The organism is Anabaena sp. CCY 0017 (assembly GCF_963920885.1).
In the GTDB taxonomy this organism is placed as follows: Bacteria; Cyanobacteriota; Cyanobacteriia; order Cyanobacteriales; family Nostocaceae; genus Nodularia.
This window is the reverse complement of sequence record NZ_CAWUDG010000021.1, coordinates 32,259-48,872: the sequence shown is the minus strand read 5'-3', so window position 1 is coordinate 48,872 and position 16,614 is coordinate 32,259. Positions and strand designations below refer to the sequence as shown.

Genomic DNA, 16,614 nt, shown 5'->3' with positions numbered 1-16,614 from the left:
GGCGGGGGGAAGGGGCGAATCCCATAAATAAATTTAGGGGCTTAAAATAATTTTTTTTCTAATCCTAAATACGAATACAGCGTGGATCTCGTAATGTAGCCTTTTGCGGTTCCCTGGGAAACCAAGCAGCCGTGCGCTTACACACTTCAACTAACATTAACATGACTGGAACTTCAATTAAAACACCTACCACTGTCGCTAGTGCAGCACCAGAATTTAAGCCAAACAACATTACAGCCGTAGCAATGGCAACTTCAAAGTGATTGCTAGCTCCAATTAATGCTGCGGGTGCGGCATCTTCATAAGATATATTCAATTTTAATGCTGCCACATAACTAATTAAAAAAACGACGCGGTACATGGATTTACTATCAATTAGTGCCTGAACGTATTGAAATGTTGCAAAAAGTCTTAGCACTACCCAGCGTCCCTTAACCTAATCTCCACCTTCAGATTTCCAAGCTATAGCTTGACTTGGTTCGGGGTCAGGTAGTTTCATCGTCACGAGTCCGGCTGCTAAAACTAAGAACATGGATGTCCACAGACAACCTACTAAGTTGAAATATTGAAAGACTAATCCTGATAAGACTGTGCCGGCTAATCGTCCACCGGAGTTGGCCATGTAGTAGAAGCCAACGTTCAGCGCGACTTTATCGTCATCGGTGAAGGCTAATACCAGGTAAGAATGCACTGCGGAATTGAAGGCAAAGACTACACCAAATACTAGTAGCCCCCCAATGATGGCTATATTACCGGGTACACCTAATTGTAGAGCTAGAGCGATCGCACCAGGAACAGCAGTGAGGGTAAATGTCCAAAACTGGATGGTCTTTGATTGGGGGGGATGACCAGAACCAAATCGCTGGATAAGTACTGGTGCTAAAAACTGAATAACACCATAGCCAATTACCCAACAAGCTAAGAATCCACCCACTTGATAAAATGACCAGCCTAAAGTCCCCCGCAGGAAAACCGGCAACCCGACCACAAACCAGACATCCCGTGAACCAAAAAGAAAAAATCGGGCAGCTGAGAGAATATTAATTTCTCTGCTTTTAGAAAAGAGTTGGCTAAACTTGACTTTCGTCTTGATTTTGCCCATACCTTTAGGCAACATCAACCCAGTGAATAAAATTAAGAATAGTCCCCCGGACATGATTAACAGGGCATTCTTAAAACCAACAGAAGTTAAAAGGACACTACCAACAAAGAAGCCAACACCTTTAAGGGCATTCTTGGAACCCGTTAATACTGCCACCCATTTAAACAAAGATGACTGAGCCTCTTGGGGGACAACCAAGCGAATGGCACTTTTAGAACTCATTTTGGTTAAATCTTTAGCAACCCCAGAAAATGCCTGAGCTACCATCACATAACCCACTGCAATCCATTCTGTCCAAGCTGGATTCAGCCACGACAGCATCACCATCGAGAAAACCTGTAACCCAATACCAGCGTAAAGCGTGATTTTTAATCCGAATTGAGAACCAATCCAACCACCTAAAAAATTAGTCACAACGCCAAATATTTCATAGAACAGAAATAAAGAAGCGATTTGTAATGGTGTATAGCCAATACTGTCAAAATACAGCAGTACCAGCATTCGCAAAGCACCATCAGTAATAGTAAAACCCCAATAGGCAAGGGTAACAAGAGTATAATTCTTGAGATGAGCGCGAGAAGCTGTAGAAGTCATTGTTTAGAGTGCTGAGTGCTAATACCATTTCCTTGTGACGAACCGCGCCAAACTTCTTTCTTCTTCTTTCTTTGTGTACTTTGCGTCCTAGCGCCCTGGGGGCATACGCTGCGCGAATGCGGTTCGTTCCTTCTTCAATTCACAAACAAAAACAATAACTAAAAACTCAATGCAACCTTACGAGCCAGTTCAACCATGCGATTCGCGTAACCCCATTCGTTGTCATACCAAGCCAGGATTTTGACTTGAGTTTCATTCACCACCATTGTGGAGAGAGCATCAATAATCGAAGAACGAGGATCATCTTTATAATCAATAGAGACTAAAGGACGCTCTTCATAACCCAAAATATCTTTAAGTGGTGCTTGTTCAGAAGCAGCTTTCAACAAACTATTAACTTCATCTACTGTGGTTGGTCGCACAACCTCAAATACACAGTCTGTTAAAGAAGCATTCAGTAATGGTACTCTCACGGCTAAACCGTTGAGCTTACCGTTGAGTTCGGGATAAATTAAACCAATTGCGGTTGCTGACCCTGTAGTTGTCGGAATCAGAGATAAGCTCGTAGCCCGCGCCCGACGCAAATCTTTATGGGGTGCATCGACAATGGTTTGAGTATTGGTATTGTCATGGATGGTAGTAATAATTCCATGCTTAATTCCCAAACCTTCATGAATTACCTTGACTACTGGAGCTAAACAGTTAGTAGTACAAGAAGCAGCAGTTAGTAAATTATGCTTATCCGGCTGATAGAGGTGGTCATTCACCCCCATGACAATATTTAAGGCTTCTTCCTTCACCGGTGCAGCGACAATTACTTTTTGTACCCCTCTTTTAAAATAGGGGTCAAGAGTCGCAGGTGTGCGGAATTTACCTGAGCATTCCAGCACCAAATCAACACCCAACTCATCCCAAGAAACTTCGCCTGGTTTGGCATAATCACTAAAGCTCAGAGGTTTACCGTCAATTAATACTTGTTCCCCTTGGGCTTCTACGTCTGGTGTCCAACGTCCGTGAACAGAATCAAATTTCAGCAAGTGTGCAGCCGTTACAGCCCCACCTTTGATTTCATTGATATGGACAAACTCTAATTCCGGCCAACCCCACGCAGCGCGTAAAGCTAACCGTCCGATTCTCCCAAATCCGTTGATTCCTACGCGAACTTTCATCAGTTTTCCTATTTAGTTCAACAAAAATTTATGGGGAATAGGGAAGAGAGGAAAAAATTAATTTAAAATTAAACTTTTTTGACTTTTGACTTCCCCGAAGGGGGTTCCCCAGTCCCTTTAAAACTTGGCTTGTTTCCGTAGCAACTCACTAATAGTCAGGTTTAACTGCGCTTCCCCTTCAAATACTGTTCCGACTTTGCCTTTATTGAAGTTGACATAATCGATGTTATATGCTTCATCAGGCAAAGGTGCATAACCTACAGAAATCGCTGTCTGTGGTGCATTCTTTAAATAAAATTCCACAAAGTCTTTTAATGCTGGTTTCTTTTGTGCCAACTCAAAATTAGCGTAGATAAATAAAGGTCGAGACAATGGTTGATATTGAGATTTTTCTACTGTTTCTCTGGATGGTAAAACAGCGCCTTTACCACTATCTACTGCTAAGGCTTTTAACTTATCTTGGTTTTGTTCGTAATAAGCATAGCCAAAATAACCCAAGGCATTGGGGTCGTTATTAATACCTGCAACTAAGACATCATCATCTTCGCTGGCTGTGTAATCTTTACGACTAGCTCTGGCTTTACCTACAGTTGCTTCTGTGAAATAATCAAAAGTACCAGACTGATCACCAGCACCATATAAATTTAAGGGACGATCTGGCCAAGATGCACGGACTTGATTCCAACGGGTGATTTTACCTTGCGCCGCAGGTTCCCAAATCTTTTTCAGTTCTGCTACTGTAATGTCTTTTGCCCAGTTGTTTTGGGGATGGACAGCCACAGTGAGGGCATCATAGGCTACTGGTAATTCAAAGTACCTCACACCATTTTTGTCACAAGCTACCATTTCTGGTTGCAAAATTGGTCGAGAAGCGTTGCTAATATCTGTCTCGCCAGCACAGAATTTTTCAAACCCGGAGCTAGTACCGGAGAAGTTGACTGTGATTTGTGCTTTATTTTGTTGTTTTGTTTGTTTAAATGCTTCGGCGATCGCCACGGTAATCGGATAAACTGTACTAGAACCGTCTATCTGAATCTGCGTAATTTTGCTGGAATCACTCATTTCAGTCACTTTTGCTGACTGGGGAGTGTTAGTAGATGTATTGGATGATGTCGCACAACTGGTAGACACAACCAAAACACCCAGCACCATAGCCAATTTGTTTGCGGTTGCTTTCATTGACTTCACCTCTAGCGGTGATATGACAGGTTATGTTTATATCATTTCAAAAAAAATTGATATGTCAATCCCTATAAAGTCAATGTATACAAATATTCATCAATAAAACTTGATGCATCAGGAAAAGTTATCACAACAACGCGCCGGAGATATTTGCGCTAATCGGCTATATTCTGCTAAATATGCTTCTAAAACAGCAAATTGAGACAAATTCAAACTGTAATAAATCCAGCGTCCTTCTTGACGGGCGTTAACTAAGCGGGCTTCTTTGAGAGTTTTGAGGTGAAAAGATAGTTTAGACTGACTCACCCCCAAAGCATCGCACAAGTCACATACACACTGTTCTTGCTTTCGTAACAATTCCAGTACGCCGATCCGAATGGGATCAGAAAGTGCATGAAAGCCAGCAGCAATTAAATGAGAATTGGTAGCAGAGGGGGTAGGCATCAGTGACATTTTTTCAGGATATAATTCTATTTCTATTGTGAAGCAGAAACGACAGCTTCGGGTTGATAGCGGATTCCAGCTTGTTTAAATCTATGCAAAGCTTCACCCAAGCGATCGCAATCGGCAATCAAACTTATCCTGACATAGCCTTCACCTGCAACCCCAAAGGCATTACCAGGGGTGACAACAACGCCTGTTTGCTGCAATACATCTAGAGCAAAATCTGTAGAACCCTTACCCACAGGACATTTTACCCACAGATACATAGTGGCGTTGGTTTTGGGAATATCCCAACCCAATTTTCCTAACCCTTCGATGAGAAAATCCCGACGGGTGCGGTAGCGCTGTTGGACTTCATGCAAATACACATCTGGTAATTGCAAGGCGGTTTCGGCTGCGGTTTGCAAAGCCGCAAAAATGCCATAATCCAAGTTGGTTTTGAGAGTTCGCAAACCTTGAATTACATGGCGGTTCCCCACGACAAAACCCACACGCCAACCAGCCATATTGTAGGTTTTTGATAGGGTGTGAAATTCTACGCCAATTTCTTTCGCACCGGGAATTTCTAACAAGCTGGTGGGTTGATAACCATCAAAAGCTAACTCGGCGTAACATAAATCATGCACTAGCAGAATTTCGTATTTACGCGCAAAAGCTACGATGTCTTCAAAAAATTCACGGGGGGCGGTGGCGGCTGTGGGATTACTGGGATAGTTAAAATAGAGAATTTTGGCTTGTTCTGCAACTGCATCGGGAATAGCCGCTAAATCAATTAACCAGTTATTTTCCGGTTTGAGAATTAAGTTGTGAATTTTCCCCCCAGCAATTAACGGCCCACGAAAATGGGCGGGATAGGCGGGAGAAGGAACCAGAACTAAATCACCAGGGTTAATATAGGCGATCGCTAAATGAGTTAATCCTTCTTTAGAACCCAGTAAAGGTAAAGCCTCACTATCGGGATCAAGTGTGACACCATAACGGCGATTGTACCAATTAGTAATGGCACGGCGGAAACTCGCAGTCCCCTCAAAGGGCGGATAACCGTGATTGGCGGGATTTTGCAAAGCCGCCATTGCAGCTTCAACTACAGGCTGTGGTGTCGCCCCGTCCGGGTTTCCCATGCCTAAATCAATTAAATCTAGTCCTTGTTCTCGCGCCTTGGCCTTCAATTCGTCTAGACGGGCGAATACATAAGGCGGTAGCTGTTGTATGCGATCTGCGGGGGTAATCCAATTCAAGCTCATTCCGAAACCTCTTCACTTATTCCCCTAGTGGAAACACGATTTATCACATCTCTACTATCTGTTGGTGCAGTGGTAGAAACCATCGCCGCCATTAACTGTTCTAGTGCAACTTTAAATGGTAGTCGATGGATGTCAGACTGAGGATCTAAAGCAACTTCGGCGGCTGTTTGTAACTCTTTTAATGTAATATTGCCCAAACCTAAATCACTTAAATTCTTTGGCAATCCAATCTCTGCATAGAACTTTAATAATTGTTGCCGTGCCGATGCCGCTAGTTGATTGCTTTGTAACATTTCTTCTAAACGCAGTTGCACCAAAATACCATAAGCAACTTTTTCGCCGTGGATGCTGCTGTGTCCGGAAATGTGAGTTAAACCATTATGTACTGCATGAGCGGCTACTGTGCGACACTGCGCCCCTCCCAGTCCACCAATTACCCCAGCCAGTAACACGGTAGCATCTACGACTTCTCGCCAATCTTGACTATCTGGTTCTTTTAAAGCTGTAGCTGACTTTTGTAATAAAATATCTCGTAAAACTCGCGCTTGTTGGACTGCGGAGATAATTAATGTTTGTTGAGAATTGCCACTACTAACTGATGCTTCATACCATTTAGCGATCGCATCCCCAATTCCAGCAACTAATGTTCGTTGTGGTGCAGTTTGAATTAAATCATAGTCCAGGATTAATAAATCAGGACAGCGAGACAGCGCCACATCATAGAGAAAAGCTCCCGACTCAGAATACACATTAGAAAGGGCAGTCCAAGCCGCACAGGTAGCTGCTGATGTGGGAATTGTCACCACTGGTAACTGTAATTGATCAGCGACTAATTTAGCTGTATCCAAGGCTTTACCGCCACCGATGCCAATAATCACATCGGCTTGATGTTCCTGGGCTGTTTTCTTTAAAGCTTTTAAACTAGCTTCACAGCAATCTACACCATAGTTAGATTGAGCAGTGTTTAACTTGGTTAAAATCGCTTGTAAACTCTTTTGAGCGATGGTCTGGGTCGAATTCCCGGCAATAATTAATGGACGAGTCCCTATGCGGGTAATTTCTGCTGATGCTGTCTGTAACACACCAGAACCACGAATGATTTTGCCTGGAGCAACCGTCAGCGTCAAGAATGAGCTAGAGGTTTGATGAGACACAGTTTGAGTAGGACGTTGATTGGGCATATAAATCTAGTTTGCCAAAATATTGATATTTCTTAATAAAATTTTAGACTTATGTCCAGGAATTTTCGTTTCTCTTGGCTTTAATCATGCCCATTCGTCTCAAATTCTGAACTACAAATTTTTCAATATCTAGAATTTATACTTTTTACCGAAAATTTGGGTTGAAAGCCCCGTGCTTCTCGCAGCGTAATTCCTATTTTAATCTAAAATTAAGGACTTTTGTATAGTGTAATACAAAAAATATATGTAATTTTGGTAACAAATAAATGGTTTCTTCCCTGTAGTGAAGAGAGAACCTCTGTAGAGACGTTTCATGAAACGTCTCTACTATTTTCAAGAGGTCTAATGAAAACTATGAAGCAGTTGAGTTAGGTAATTGATCGAATTTTTCCAAGTAAATTTCGATATCCATATCCGCATCCTCACGGCTAGCCAATGTGCGCTTAATTTGACCCAAGAACAGAGGTACAGAAACCCCTGGTTCAGGATGGATAACAGTACGGGCGCGAATCGTTAGTTGATTATCTCCCCGTGAACCTAAGCGACCGAAAGAATAAAGATTACTAGCCGCTTGACGTAAAGTTGCTTCTAATTCAAAGGGGGTAATATTAGGTGATGTCGCAATTACGGTTTGTGTAGAAGCATTATCATAAACGAGAGTGTATTTTACTGCGCCTGGAATGACAGTGCGACTCAGAGGAACCAACGAGAGAGCAAATAAACCACCCGTCAGCACCAGCATAAAGCCAGTTGTACCTACCAGCCGAAAGCGGATACCCCATTTGAGTAGAAAAGCCAGGACGGCGATCGCACCGAATACCAGAGTGGCAATACCCGACCATTGGGCATACTGAAGAAAGTCAGCTGTTGTAAGCATACAGATGGGCTACTTAGGCGTATTTTAGTTGATGACCGACACACCTATTTTACAGGAGTCCTGAGTGGGAAAAGTGGGTAGGGGCGGGTTTAAGCAGTGAATTTGTGGTTCATCGCAATCCTTAATAAACCCGCCCTTACAGGAGTGCTGAGTGCTATGAAGATAGCTGCACTTAGAAAGTTGCGTTAGCTCGTAATCCAGTTGTAGGGGCGCAAGGCCTTGCGCCCCTGCGGGGTGGTCTATTTACCTGAAAATATCTGTAACGGCTGTGACGATCGCTATAAATCGAAGTTTATCTATCGAAAGGATTAGATATTAATATACTCGTTTATGTATAGGGAAATTCCAGCAAATCACTGTGCAAATAACTATAGACGCGGTAGCCCATAGATTAAAATCTTGCACATAATTAAATTAAAATAAAGATTACTCAAAGTTCCTAAATAGTTTAGTTAAGTTTGCGCGGCGAAACTTTGACGACACATTCCCAGAATTAGCAACACACAAACTATGAACGCTACTACCGACAAACGTATTGCCTTAATTTCTGTTCATGGAGATCCGGCGATTGAAATTGGTAAGGAAGAAGCTGGTGGACAAAATGTTTATGTGCGTAACGTGGGTGAAGCACTAGCACAGCTAGGATGGCAAGTTGATATGTTTACCCGCAAAGTCAGTATAGAGCAAGAGACAATTGTTCAATTTAGCCCAAATTGTCGCACTATTCGTCTAGCAGCAGGCCCTATAGAGTTTGTGCCACGAGATGAGCTTTTGGAATATATGCCGGAATTTTTGGCTAATTTCCTCCAATTCCAAAAAGAAAATTACATAACGTATCAGTTAGTTCACACAAACTACTGGCATTCTAGCTGGATAGGGATGCAACTGAAGAAAATCCAAGGTACGCAGCAGATTCATACCTATCATTCGTTAGGAGCAGTTAAGTACAATACAATAGAAGCGATTCCTCTGATTGCGAGTCAGCGATTAGCAGTGGAAAAAGAGGTATTGGAGACAGCAGAATGCATTGTCGCCACAAGTCCCCAAGAACAGCAGCACATGAGATCGCTCGTTTCCACTCAAGGTAATATTGAGATTATTCCCTGCGGTACAGATATTCGCCGGTTTGGTTCTGTTGAGCGCCCAGCAGCTAGGTTAGAATTAGGAATTGCTCCAGAAACTAAACTTGTATTGTATGTAGGACGTTTTGATCGACGCAAAGGAATAGAAACCCTAGTGCGAGCAGTCAACGAATCTCAGTTACGTGGCGATAAAAACCTAAAATTAATTATTGGTGGTGGGAGTATCCCAGGTAATAGTGACGGTATAGAACGCGATCGCATCGAGAATATAATTAATGAATTGGGAATGAGTGAATTTACCATCCTCCCCGGTCGCCTCAGTCAGGAAATATTGCCTACTTATTACGCTGCGGCTGATGTTTGCGTCGTACCCAGTCACTATGAACCCTTTGGACTTGTAGCCATTGAAGCTATGGCCAGTGGCACACCTGTAATAGCCAGTGATGTGGGTGGACTTCAATTTACGGTGGTTCCCGAAGTTACAGGTTTGTTAGCTCCACCACAAGATGTAGCCGCCTTTGCAGCTGCGATTGACCGCATTTTATTAAATCCACAATGGGGAGAAGAATTAGGTAAAGCTGGCAGAAAACGCGTAGAAAGTAAATTTAGTTGGGATGGTGTAGCCACTCAGCTAGGTGAACTTTACACCCAAATTTTGCAGCAAACGGTGAAAGAACCAGCATTGCTCAGTACGTAATCAGTAATCATAATTCTTGTGCAACCAGTTGACTATACTACTCTCACAGCTTCTTGTAGCGAACTACGCGCGCACTGGCTGCCATCTCGATTAGAACAAGTTTATCAGCGCGATCGCTATACTATCGCTGTGGCATTACGCACGCTTAAACAAAGGGATTGGCTAGAAATTTCCTGGCATCCCCAAGCGGCGCGTATTTGTATTAGCGAACCACCACCACGATTACCAGATACCTTCACCTTTAGCCAACAATTAGTACATCAATTAGGTGGTTTGGCCTTGGTGGACATTCAAGCGATCGCGCCTTGGGAGCGTGTTGTGGATTTGCAATTTGCCCGCCGTCCCGGAGAGGAGGCACTCTACCATATATATGTAGAAGTGATGGGCAAATACAGCAACGCCATCCTCACCGATGCTAGCAAGATGATTATCACAGCAGCCCATCAAGTTGGTCAGCATCAGTCTAGCGTCCGTCCCATCCAAACCGGGCAGTCTTATGAAACCCCACCAAAACTAACTGGCCCTGTTCCCAGTTTGAACGAAACCCCAGAACGCTGGCAAGAACGGGTGAGTTTAGTGCCTGGAGCAATCAAGCGACAGTTATTAAAAAGTTATAGTGGCTTGAGTTCGGCACTGGTAGAGTCTATGGTTCTAGCAGCGAATTTACCCCCAGAAACTACCACAGACCAGCTGACACCGGAAGATTGGCAACGACTATTTGAGCGATGGCAAGAATGGCTACAAGCTTTGGAATTAAGTAAATTTCAACCAGCTTGGACTGCAAATGGTTATACAGTCATGGGTTGGGGCGCAGTTACACCAGAAAAAGACATCCAAACCTTACTGAACAGGTACTACACTGACGAATTAAATCAGCAGGTGTTTGCTCAGTTACGGCATCAATTAAACCAGAAGTTACATAATATTTTAGTAAAATTACGTAATAAAGCCCAAACCTTTTCAGAACGCTTGCAGCAATCAGACCAAGCGGATGAATACCGAGCCAAAGCCGATTTGTTGATGTCTCACCTGCAAAAATGGCAACCAGGGATGAAAGAAATTATCCTGAATGATTTTGAGACAGAACAGCCCATAGCGATCGCTCTGCAACCAGATAAAAACGCGGTTCAAAATGCCCAACGCCTTTATAAACAGCACCAAAAACTCAAACGCGCTCGTGCGGCTGTGGAACCGTTACTTTTTGATGTACAATCAGAGATTAGCTATTTAGAACAAGTAGAAGCTGCCATAGCTCAGATAGAAAACTACCAAAAAGTAGAAGATTTGCAGGCTTTAGAAGAAATCCGCGACGAGTTAATTGGACAAAAATATTTAGAAGATCCCGGATACCGCAGCCGCAGTAACAGCGAAACAGCCGCTACAAACTTTCATCGTTACCGTACCCCTAACAACTTTGAAGTTTTAATCGGTCGGAACAATCGCCAAAATGACCACTTGAGCTTTCGCGTAGCTGGAGATTATGATTTGTGGTTCCACGCTCAAGAAATTCCGGGAAGTCATCTGTTACTGCGTTTAGAACCAGGTGCAGTTCCAGAAGCAGCTGACTTACAATTTGTAGCTAATCTTGCGGCTTACTACAGTCGTGCGCGTCAGAGTGAGCAAGTACCAGTCGTTTATACTCAGCCCAAGCACGTTTACAAACCCAAAGGAGCCAAGCCAGGTATTGCCATTTATAAGCAAGAGCGCATCCTTTGGGGACAGCCACAATTGGTAGTTCGTAATTCGTAATTCGTAGTTCGTAGTTCGTAATTCGTAATTCGTAGTTCGTTGGGAAGCCAGCGACAATCTTTCTCCCTACACCCTGCACCCTGCACCCTACCCCAGGCCTCTATCTCTACCGTCTGGTATTTATATTTATTCTCAAAGATAGAGGCTGTTTTTGTTCGGACATATCTTTTTTTATTTATTTTTATAAAAAAACTGTGTTGACTGTTACAATATTGTTAAGAAAGGTTGCCCGTTGGTTTTGGGAACGCGCAATTTGGTTTTAACTCTATTAAAAAGACAATACGGAAAAAATATTAGGCCAGCTGTGCAATGCTGGCCTTTTTAGTTTCACGAAAAAAGAGATATGAACCGCCAAAGCGGTTCATACATTGGTCAAATATCTAAAAAAGGAAAAATTTGTAGTAAAGCTTTACGTAACTGTATCAGGTAAATAGTTTGCCGTAAATCGGCACTCAGCTTGGGTGGAGGACTGACTTGTAGCTGTTCTTGTAGTTCTGCGTATTCAGCAGCATTGAGGGGTTTGCCATCAACAGGCGATCGCGCGTCTAGAATAATTTCTGTCCGTAATATTTCTTCGGGGATATCTTCTGGTGGTGGTAATGCTACTACAGATGTTCCCCAAGTGCTAGTTAACCACACCAAAATGCTAGTGCTGACAATCAAAATACCAGAAAATATTTTTTTGTTCTTTCTCAATTTCCCACCCCCTTACAATCCTGGCGGTAATGGTTCATCACACAGTTGATGGATTTGCACAATGCGGTCAAATAACCAGGGATATCCTTGACGATACTGGGGAATGAGTGCGAGGGGACTCAGTAAGGCAGCTGCGCTAATGTCTGCTACACTTAGCTGATTACCTACTAAATAATCATTTTTTTGCCAGCGATTAGATAACTCTGACAACGCAGTGACAAGTCTATTTTTCGCTAATTCTACACTAGCCTGATTGATGCCATATTGTTGGCGCACAACTGAAATTACTGTTTGGCTAAGTAGTGAAGGGTCAATTTGCTTGCCTTCGCCTGCGCGAAACTGATAATATACAAACCTTGTGGCTGTACCGATGCTTTCATCTAACCAATCTTCTAGCATCCAGGCTTCTGCCTGCTGTTTATGGTCAGGTAAGAATAACGATGGTTCTGTTTGGTAAGTTTCCAGAAATTTGAGGATTTCGGTAGAATCAGCGATCGCATTCGGTTGACCTGCAATTTGTGGTAGTAAGACAGGCAGAGTTTTTAAGCCTGTGAGAGGCTTAACTCGGAGGATATGCAACCCAGGAGTTAGATTTTCAGTTTTATAATTAATTTGCTTATAGCCTAGCCCTAGACGGGCTTTGCGACAATAATGAGATGTGCTAAATTGTAGTAGCAACATAAAGCTACTTTGTCCTACAAAAGGATTATATATATTCGCTTAACTGCCAAGGCACTTCAATAGTGACATCACCGGGCAAGTAATAGCAAGGACACTTGGTTCCAGATGAAACAATGTTCACCAGTGTCCTTGACCTACCGCCTTGATTAAAGAGTTGATTCCACTAAACCAAAAGATACTATCTACTCACCCAAAATTATATTAATTGATCTTTGTAGTAGATTATACTATTACTCAGAGTTTTTGGGGGCAATTTCCACTGAGAAAATTTATGGAGTGGTATCAGGTGCAGGGGCAGGAGTAGCACCGTCCGTTGGTTCACCAGGAGCCGGAGCCGCAGGTGGCGCTTCAGTAGGCTCTGGTGGAGTAGGTTCACAGGCTCCCAGAACAGTAGCCAACCCTAAAGTTAGAACAAAACCAAAGATTTTTCTTTTCATCATAAACTCCTCTTTCACCAAATGATGGCGATTAAAAAAAAATTCGCCTGTTGAATAAGATAACCTATTTATTGCTAATTTTAAAAATGCCTTGTACTGAGATTTTCAAAAGTAATACTTTAAGTTGATTTGTTGGAGTTTACTTATTATGCAGTAGATTAAGCGGATAGCCAAATTATCGATAAATTTGCTAGACAACTCAGAGATTACATTCAAAATCTTGATTTTCCGAGGTCTTGCCCCTTGCTACCTTCTGTTGCCATACTTTAAACAGAATATTGCTACTCACGGATTATAAGTATTACAATACCCAGCTAATGCCATCATTAGAGAAGTTATAGCACCTGCTAAAGACAATGTTGATAGCTCAAAGGCTTGAAACAACTGGGTTTATTCGCTGCTCAACGCCCCGCTACCGCTTTAATCGTAGCCATTTACAGCACTTTGCTGACACAGAAGCAGATTTTCATCTTAGCCCAAACAGGCAAACGGTCTAAAACACAATATTTTCAACCTAAAAAATTTTATGACTGTGGTTCGTAAATCAGCTGTTTCTACAACAGGTACTTGGTTCCGGCGAAATTCCACCCCATCTTTAGGGAACGGGCGCTCCATGCGTCTAGGATCAACCGTTGGTAGTACATCTACTCTTACAGATGAACCTTTGCCAGTATCCTCAAAAAGACAACGGCGTGTTTCCAAAAAGTTATCAGTTTCTGGTACTAACGGATTGTCAGAGCTAGCGAAACAACCAGTTTCTCTCCTGAAAACTCCGTCAAATAAACTAACTCAGAAAAATCAGAAGTTAGGCGAAGGTAGTCTGCCTATGATGCCAACTTCGGGAGCAGCACCTTCTTGGTTAATACGGTTATATAGTTCACATCGTTATTCGTCTGTTGTGACGTTTTTATTGGTGGTAGCAACTTTATGTGTTTATGGTGGTACAGTATATTCTCAAAAATTATGGAGTCAGGGATATAACAGGCTGCAAGACCTGCATCTTCATGAACGGCAGTTAACTACAACCAACGCCACTCTCAAGAACAAAATGGCTGAGGAAGCGGAACAGGAGACAGGCGGACTAGTGTCACCAACGCCAGCCAGGACAATTTTTTTGCCCATAACATCTCCATCTTATAGTTCGGATACTATACCCCTGAGTACACAACCAAATCTGGAAACGGAGAAAAACACACCCTCGCCACTCGGATATTAGAGTGATAAACAGTGTTCTCAAAGGGTGTAGGGGATAGGGTGTAGGGTGTAGGGTGTGGGGAACCCACGTTTAAAAACATGGGATTGAAGCCACGAGCGTCACTTGCTTTATGCCGGGGAACCCTTCCACCGCAGTGGCTTCGCTTTGTATCTCGCGCCCCATTCTCGATACAATTCCTTTTTTTGAACTGAGCTTTGAACTCAGAACTAAAGTTTTTGATTGTTGCTCTTCTACACCCTACACCCCACACCCCACACCCTTTTTTCTGTAATTCAATCATTTGTGTATACAAAGTAGCTACTTCGTTGAGGAAGGGGAATTCCGCCGTTCTAGTTAAAATCCGAGATATTCCGATAACTAATTATTAATACTGAGCAAGTTAATGCAAAAGACACCGAGTAAAGTAAAAGTTAAAAACTTTCGCAATCCAGCATTTAGAAGGCGAGAGAAGCCTTCTCTCTTGAGGTTTATGCAAAGGTTGAGATTTATTTCTAATACTCCCGACCAGATACCAAATACGAGATCCCGATTATTCATGATCTGGGGCATCTTCATGACCGCAGGATTGGGGTTAGCTATTAATTTGTATCAGTTGCAGATTGTCCAGGGGACAAAGTTAACGCAGAGGGCGCGCAACCAGCAAATGGTGCAGTTACGGCCTTTTGTTCCTCGTCGCCTAGTTGTAGACCGCAGTAACAATGTATTAGCTGTTGACCGCCCTGTTTATACCTTGTATGCCCATCCCAAGCTGTTTAACCAGTCTAATCAACAGATGGCAGAACGGCTAGCTCCCATCCTGGAGAAAACCCCGACTGAGTTAGTGAAAACTTTTCAAAGCCGAAATAGTGGGATTACACTAGCTTCTGCCCTACCAGAAGTAAATGCTGGCCGGGTAAGAGCATTGCGTTTAGATGGTTTGGAATTGATTCAAAAATATTCCCGCTATTACCCACAAAAGAATGTGGTTGCAGACGTAGTGGGTTACGTAAATATGGATCGTCGTGGTCAGGCTGGTGTGGAATACAGTCAAGAAAAGTTATTAGAACGTTCTGTGCAGACAGTGCAGCTGAGTCGGGCGGGTAATGGGAGACTGCTGCCAAATCATGCCCCGGAAGGATTTTTAAATTTTGACGACTTGCGACTGCAACTAACTATTGATAGCCGTTTGCAGAGGGTTGCGCGGAATGCTTTGCAATCACAGATGCAGAAGTTTCAGGCTAAACGTGGGGCGGTAATTGTCATGGATGCCTCAGATGGTTCTTTGCTAGCTTTGACTTCTTATCCTAACTATGACCCCAATGAATATTCTAAAGCTGATATTTCCCTATTTAGAAACTGGACAGTGGCTGATCTTTATGAGCCGGGATCTACTTTTAAGCCTTTAAATGTAGCGATCGCGTTAGAAAATGATGCCATTAAAGCAGATGATGTATTTAATGATCCTGGTTCTATTCAAATAGGTAAGCACACCATCAGAAATGCTGGGCGCAATGGCTATGGAAACATCAATATTGCGAAAATACTGCAAACTTCTAGCAACATTGGCATGGTACGAATCATTCAAAGGATGAAACCAACTGTTTATTACAACTGGCTAGAACGCTTGGGACTAGGGCAAACTGTGGAGACAGATTTACCTTTTGAAGTTCGGGGACAGCTCAAAGGTCAAAAAGAGTTTATCGGTTCGGCCATTGAAGCCGCAACGACATCCTTTGGGCAAGGCTTTTCTGTCACGCCTTTACAGTTGGTACAAATGCACGGCGCTTTAGCTAATGGCGGTAAATTAGTCACCCCTCATGTAGTGCAAGGGTTAGTGGATACCAAAGGGCAGATGCATTATGCACCTAATCTTCCCACACCACGCCAAATTTTCTCCGCATCCACAGCTCAAACGGTGGTGGAAATGATGGAAACAGTTGTATCAGTAGGCACTGGCAAGCCAGCAGAAATTCCTGGTTATCGTATTGGTGGTAAAACAGGCACATCTCAAAAAGCCAGTCCGAATGGAGGCTATATTCCCGGTGCTAGAATTACCAGTTTCGTAGCTATTTTGCCAGTCGAATCTCCCCGCTATGTAGTTTTCGCAGTAGCAGATGAGCCAAAAGGGGCAAATGCTTATGGTTCTACTGTCGCCGCCCCAATTGTCAAAGCTGTGATGGAAGCATTAATTCCCATTGAAGGGATTCCGCCAAGTCAGCAAATTAAATCAGACTCTAAAGCAAAACAATAAATAGGGGAACTAATTTTTTTATGTTTTCTAGTT

At 42.9% G+C, this 16,614-nt stretch carries 14 protein-coding genes and 1 pseudogene; 4 read left to right on the top strand and 11 right to left on the bottom strand.

All coding sequences use genetic code 11. From position 1 onward, the window contains the following. Positions 1-64: 64 nt before the first annotated feature. The 8 genes and pseudogenes from ACM0OW_RS20240 to ACM0OW_RS20205 all read right to left on the bottom strand — a co-directional run. A pseudogene (locus tag ACM0OW_RS20240) lies at positions 65-349 on the bottom strand (arsenic resistance protein); the annotation flags it as partial. An 87-nt stretch (positions 350-436) separates the two neighbouring features. Next, on the bottom strand, positions 437-1,696 hold the full coding sequence (gene arsJ / locus ACM0OW_RS20235; RefSeq protein WP_414551942.1) for an organoarsenical effux MFS transporter ArsJ: 1,260 nt from the start codon (positions 1,694-1,696) through the stop codon (positions 437-439). 158 nt (positions 1,697-1,854) lie between these two features. After that, the gene (locus ACM0OW_RS20230) at positions 1,855-2,865 is read right to left on the bottom strand and encodes an ArsJ-associated glyceraldehyde-3-phosphate dehydrogenase (RefSeq protein WP_414551941.1); all 1,011 of its coding nucleotides are present in this window, start codon (positions 2,863-2,865) and stop codon (positions 1,855-1,857) included. Between the two features lie 117 nt (positions 2,866-2,982). Beyond that, a complete protein-coding gene (locus ACM0OW_RS20225; protein WP_414551940.1) occupies positions 2,983-4,044 on the bottom strand; it encodes a PstS family phosphate ABC transporter substrate-binding protein in 1,062 nt (353 codons plus the stop codon). A 117-nt stretch (positions 4,045-4,161) separates the two neighbouring features. Continuing rightward, the gene (locus ACM0OW_RS20220) at positions 4,162-4,491 is read right to left on the bottom strand and encodes an ArsR/SmtB family transcription factor (protein ID WP_414551939.1); all 330 of its coding nucleotides are present in this window, start codon (positions 4,489-4,491) and stop codon (positions 4,162-4,164) included. 32 nt (positions 4,492-4,523) lie between these two features. Beyond that, positions 4,524-5,735, bottom strand: a complete 1,212-nt coding sequence (locus ACM0OW_RS20215) for an aspartate aminotransferase (RefSeq protein WP_414551938.1) — start codon at positions 5,733-5,735, stop codon at positions 4,524-4,526. Further along, a complete protein-coding gene (locus ACM0OW_RS20210; protein ID WP_414551937.1) occupies positions 5,732-6,916 on the bottom strand; it encodes an iron-containing alcohol dehydrogenase family protein in 1,185 nt (394 codons plus the stop codon). Before ACM0OW_RS20210 ends, ACM0OW_RS20215 begins: the two co-directional genes overlap by 4 nt. Before the next feature lie 352 nt (positions 6,917-7,268). Further along, positions 7,269-7,793 (bottom strand): Ycf51 family protein, encoded by a 525-nt coding sequence (locus ACM0OW_RS20205; protein ID WP_414551936.1) that lies wholly within the window; start codon positions 7,791-7,793, stop codon positions 7,269-7,271. Between the two features lie 510 nt (positions 7,794-8,303). Between ACM0OW_RS20205 and ACM0OW_RS20200 the strand changes: the two genes are divergently transcribed. Together ACM0OW_RS20200 and ACM0OW_RS20195 are read left to right on the top strand one after the other, a co-directional pair. After that, positions 8,304-9,572, top strand: coding sequence for a glycosyltransferase family 4 protein (locus tag ACM0OW_RS20200; protein ID WP_414551935.1), 1,269 nt, complete (start codon positions 8,304-8,306; stop codon positions 9,570-9,572). Positions 9,573-9,590: 18 nt separating this feature from the next. Then, positions 9,591-11,321, top strand: a complete 1,731-nt coding sequence (locus ACM0OW_RS20195) for an NFACT family protein (protein ID WP_414551934.1) — start codon at positions 9,591-9,593, stop codon at positions 11,319-11,321. Positions 11,322-11,693: 372 nt separating this feature from the next. On the opposite strand, the gene ACM0OW_RS20190 is transcribed toward ACM0OW_RS20195, so the two are convergent. The 3 genes from ACM0OW_RS20190 to ACM0OW_RS20180 all read right to left on the bottom strand — a co-directional run bounded on the left by ACM0OW_RS20190 (position 11,694) and on the right by ACM0OW_RS20180 (position 13,138). Beyond that, on the bottom strand, positions 11,694-12,017 hold the full coding sequence (locus tag ACM0OW_RS20190; RefSeq protein ID WP_414551933.1) for a hypothetical protein: 324 nt from the start codon (positions 12,015-12,017) through the stop codon (positions 11,694-11,696). 12 nt (positions 12,018-12,029) lie between these two features. Beyond that, entirely contained in the window at positions 12,030-12,698 is a 669-nt protein-coding gene (locus ACM0OW_RS20185; protein ID WP_414551932.1) for a glutathione S-transferase family protein, read from the bottom strand. 269 nt (positions 12,699-12,967) lie between these two features. Next, positions 12,968-13,138 (bottom strand): hypothetical protein, encoded by a 171-nt coding sequence (locus tag ACM0OW_RS20180; protein ID WP_414551931.1) that lies wholly within the window; start codon positions 13,136-13,138, stop codon positions 12,968-12,970. Between the two features lie 523 nt (positions 13,139-13,661). Between ACM0OW_RS20180 and ACM0OW_RS20175 the strand changes: the two genes are divergently transcribed. Further along, positions 13,662-14,351: a hypothetical protein gene (locus ACM0OW_RS20175; RefSeq protein ID WP_414551930.1), complete on the top strand. Its 690-nt coding sequence runs from the start codon at positions 13,662-13,664 to the stop codon at positions 14,349-14,351. Between the two features lie 382 nt (positions 14,352-14,733). Further along, positions 14,734-16,581 carry a peptidoglycan D,D-transpeptidase FtsI family protein gene (locus ACM0OW_RS20170; protein WP_414551929.1) on the top strand — a complete coding sequence of 616 codons (1,848 nt, stop codon included), beginning with the start codon at positions 14,734-14,736 and terminating at the stop codon, positions 16,579-16,581. Positions 16,582-16,614: the final 33 nt, after the last annotated feature.

Bases quoted from the DNA above. Each gene is read 5' to 3' on its own strand.
- arsJ (WP_414551942.1), bottom strand. From the start codon at position 1,696: ATGACTTCTACAGCTTCTCGCGCTCATCTCAAGAATTATACTCTTGTT.
- ACM0OW_RS20185 (WP_414551932.1), bottom strand. From the start codon at position 12,698: ATGTTGCTACTACAATTTAGCACATCTCATTATTGTCGCAAAGCCCGT.
- ACM0OW_RS20180 (WP_414551931.1), bottom strand. From the start codon at position 13,138: ATGATGAAAAGAAAAATCTTTGGTTTTGTTCTAACTTTAGGGTTGGCT.
- ACM0OW_RS20215 (WP_414551938.1), bottom strand. From the start codon at position 5,735: ATGAGCTTGAATTGGATTACCCCCGCAGATCGCATACAACAGCTACCG.
- ACM0OW_RS20205 (WP_414551936.1), bottom strand. From the start codon at position 7,793: ATGCTTACAACAGCTGACTTTCTTCAGTATGCCCAATGGTCGGGTATT.
- ACM0OW_RS20210 (WP_414551937.1), bottom strand. From the start codon at position 6,916: ATGCCCAATCAACGTCCTACTCAAACTGTGTCTCATCAAACCTCTAGC.
- ACM0OW_RS20175 (WP_414551930.1), top strand. From the start codon at position 13,662: ATGACTGTGGTTCGTAAATCAGCTGTTTCTACAACAGGTACTTGGTTC.
- ACM0OW_RS20170 (WP_414551929.1), top strand. From the start codon at position 14,734: ATGCAAAAGACACCGAGTAAAGTAAAAGTTAAAAACTTTCGCAATCCA.
- ACM0OW_RS20225 (WP_414551940.1), bottom strand. From the start codon at position 4,044: ATGAAAGCAACCGCAAACAAATTGGCTATGGTGCTGGGTGTTTTGGTT.
- ACM0OW_RS20220 (WP_414551939.1), bottom strand. From the start codon at position 4,491: ATGCCTACCCCCTCTGCTACCAATTCTCATTTAATTGCTGCTGGCTTT.
- ACM0OW_RS20200 (WP_414551935.1), top strand. From the start codon at position 8,304: ATGAACGCTACTACCGACAAACGTATTGCCTTAATTTCTGTTCATGGA.
- ACM0OW_RS20230 (WP_414551941.1), bottom strand. From the start codon at position 2,865: ATGAAAGTTCGCGTAGGAATCAACGGATTTGGGAGAATCGGACGGTTA.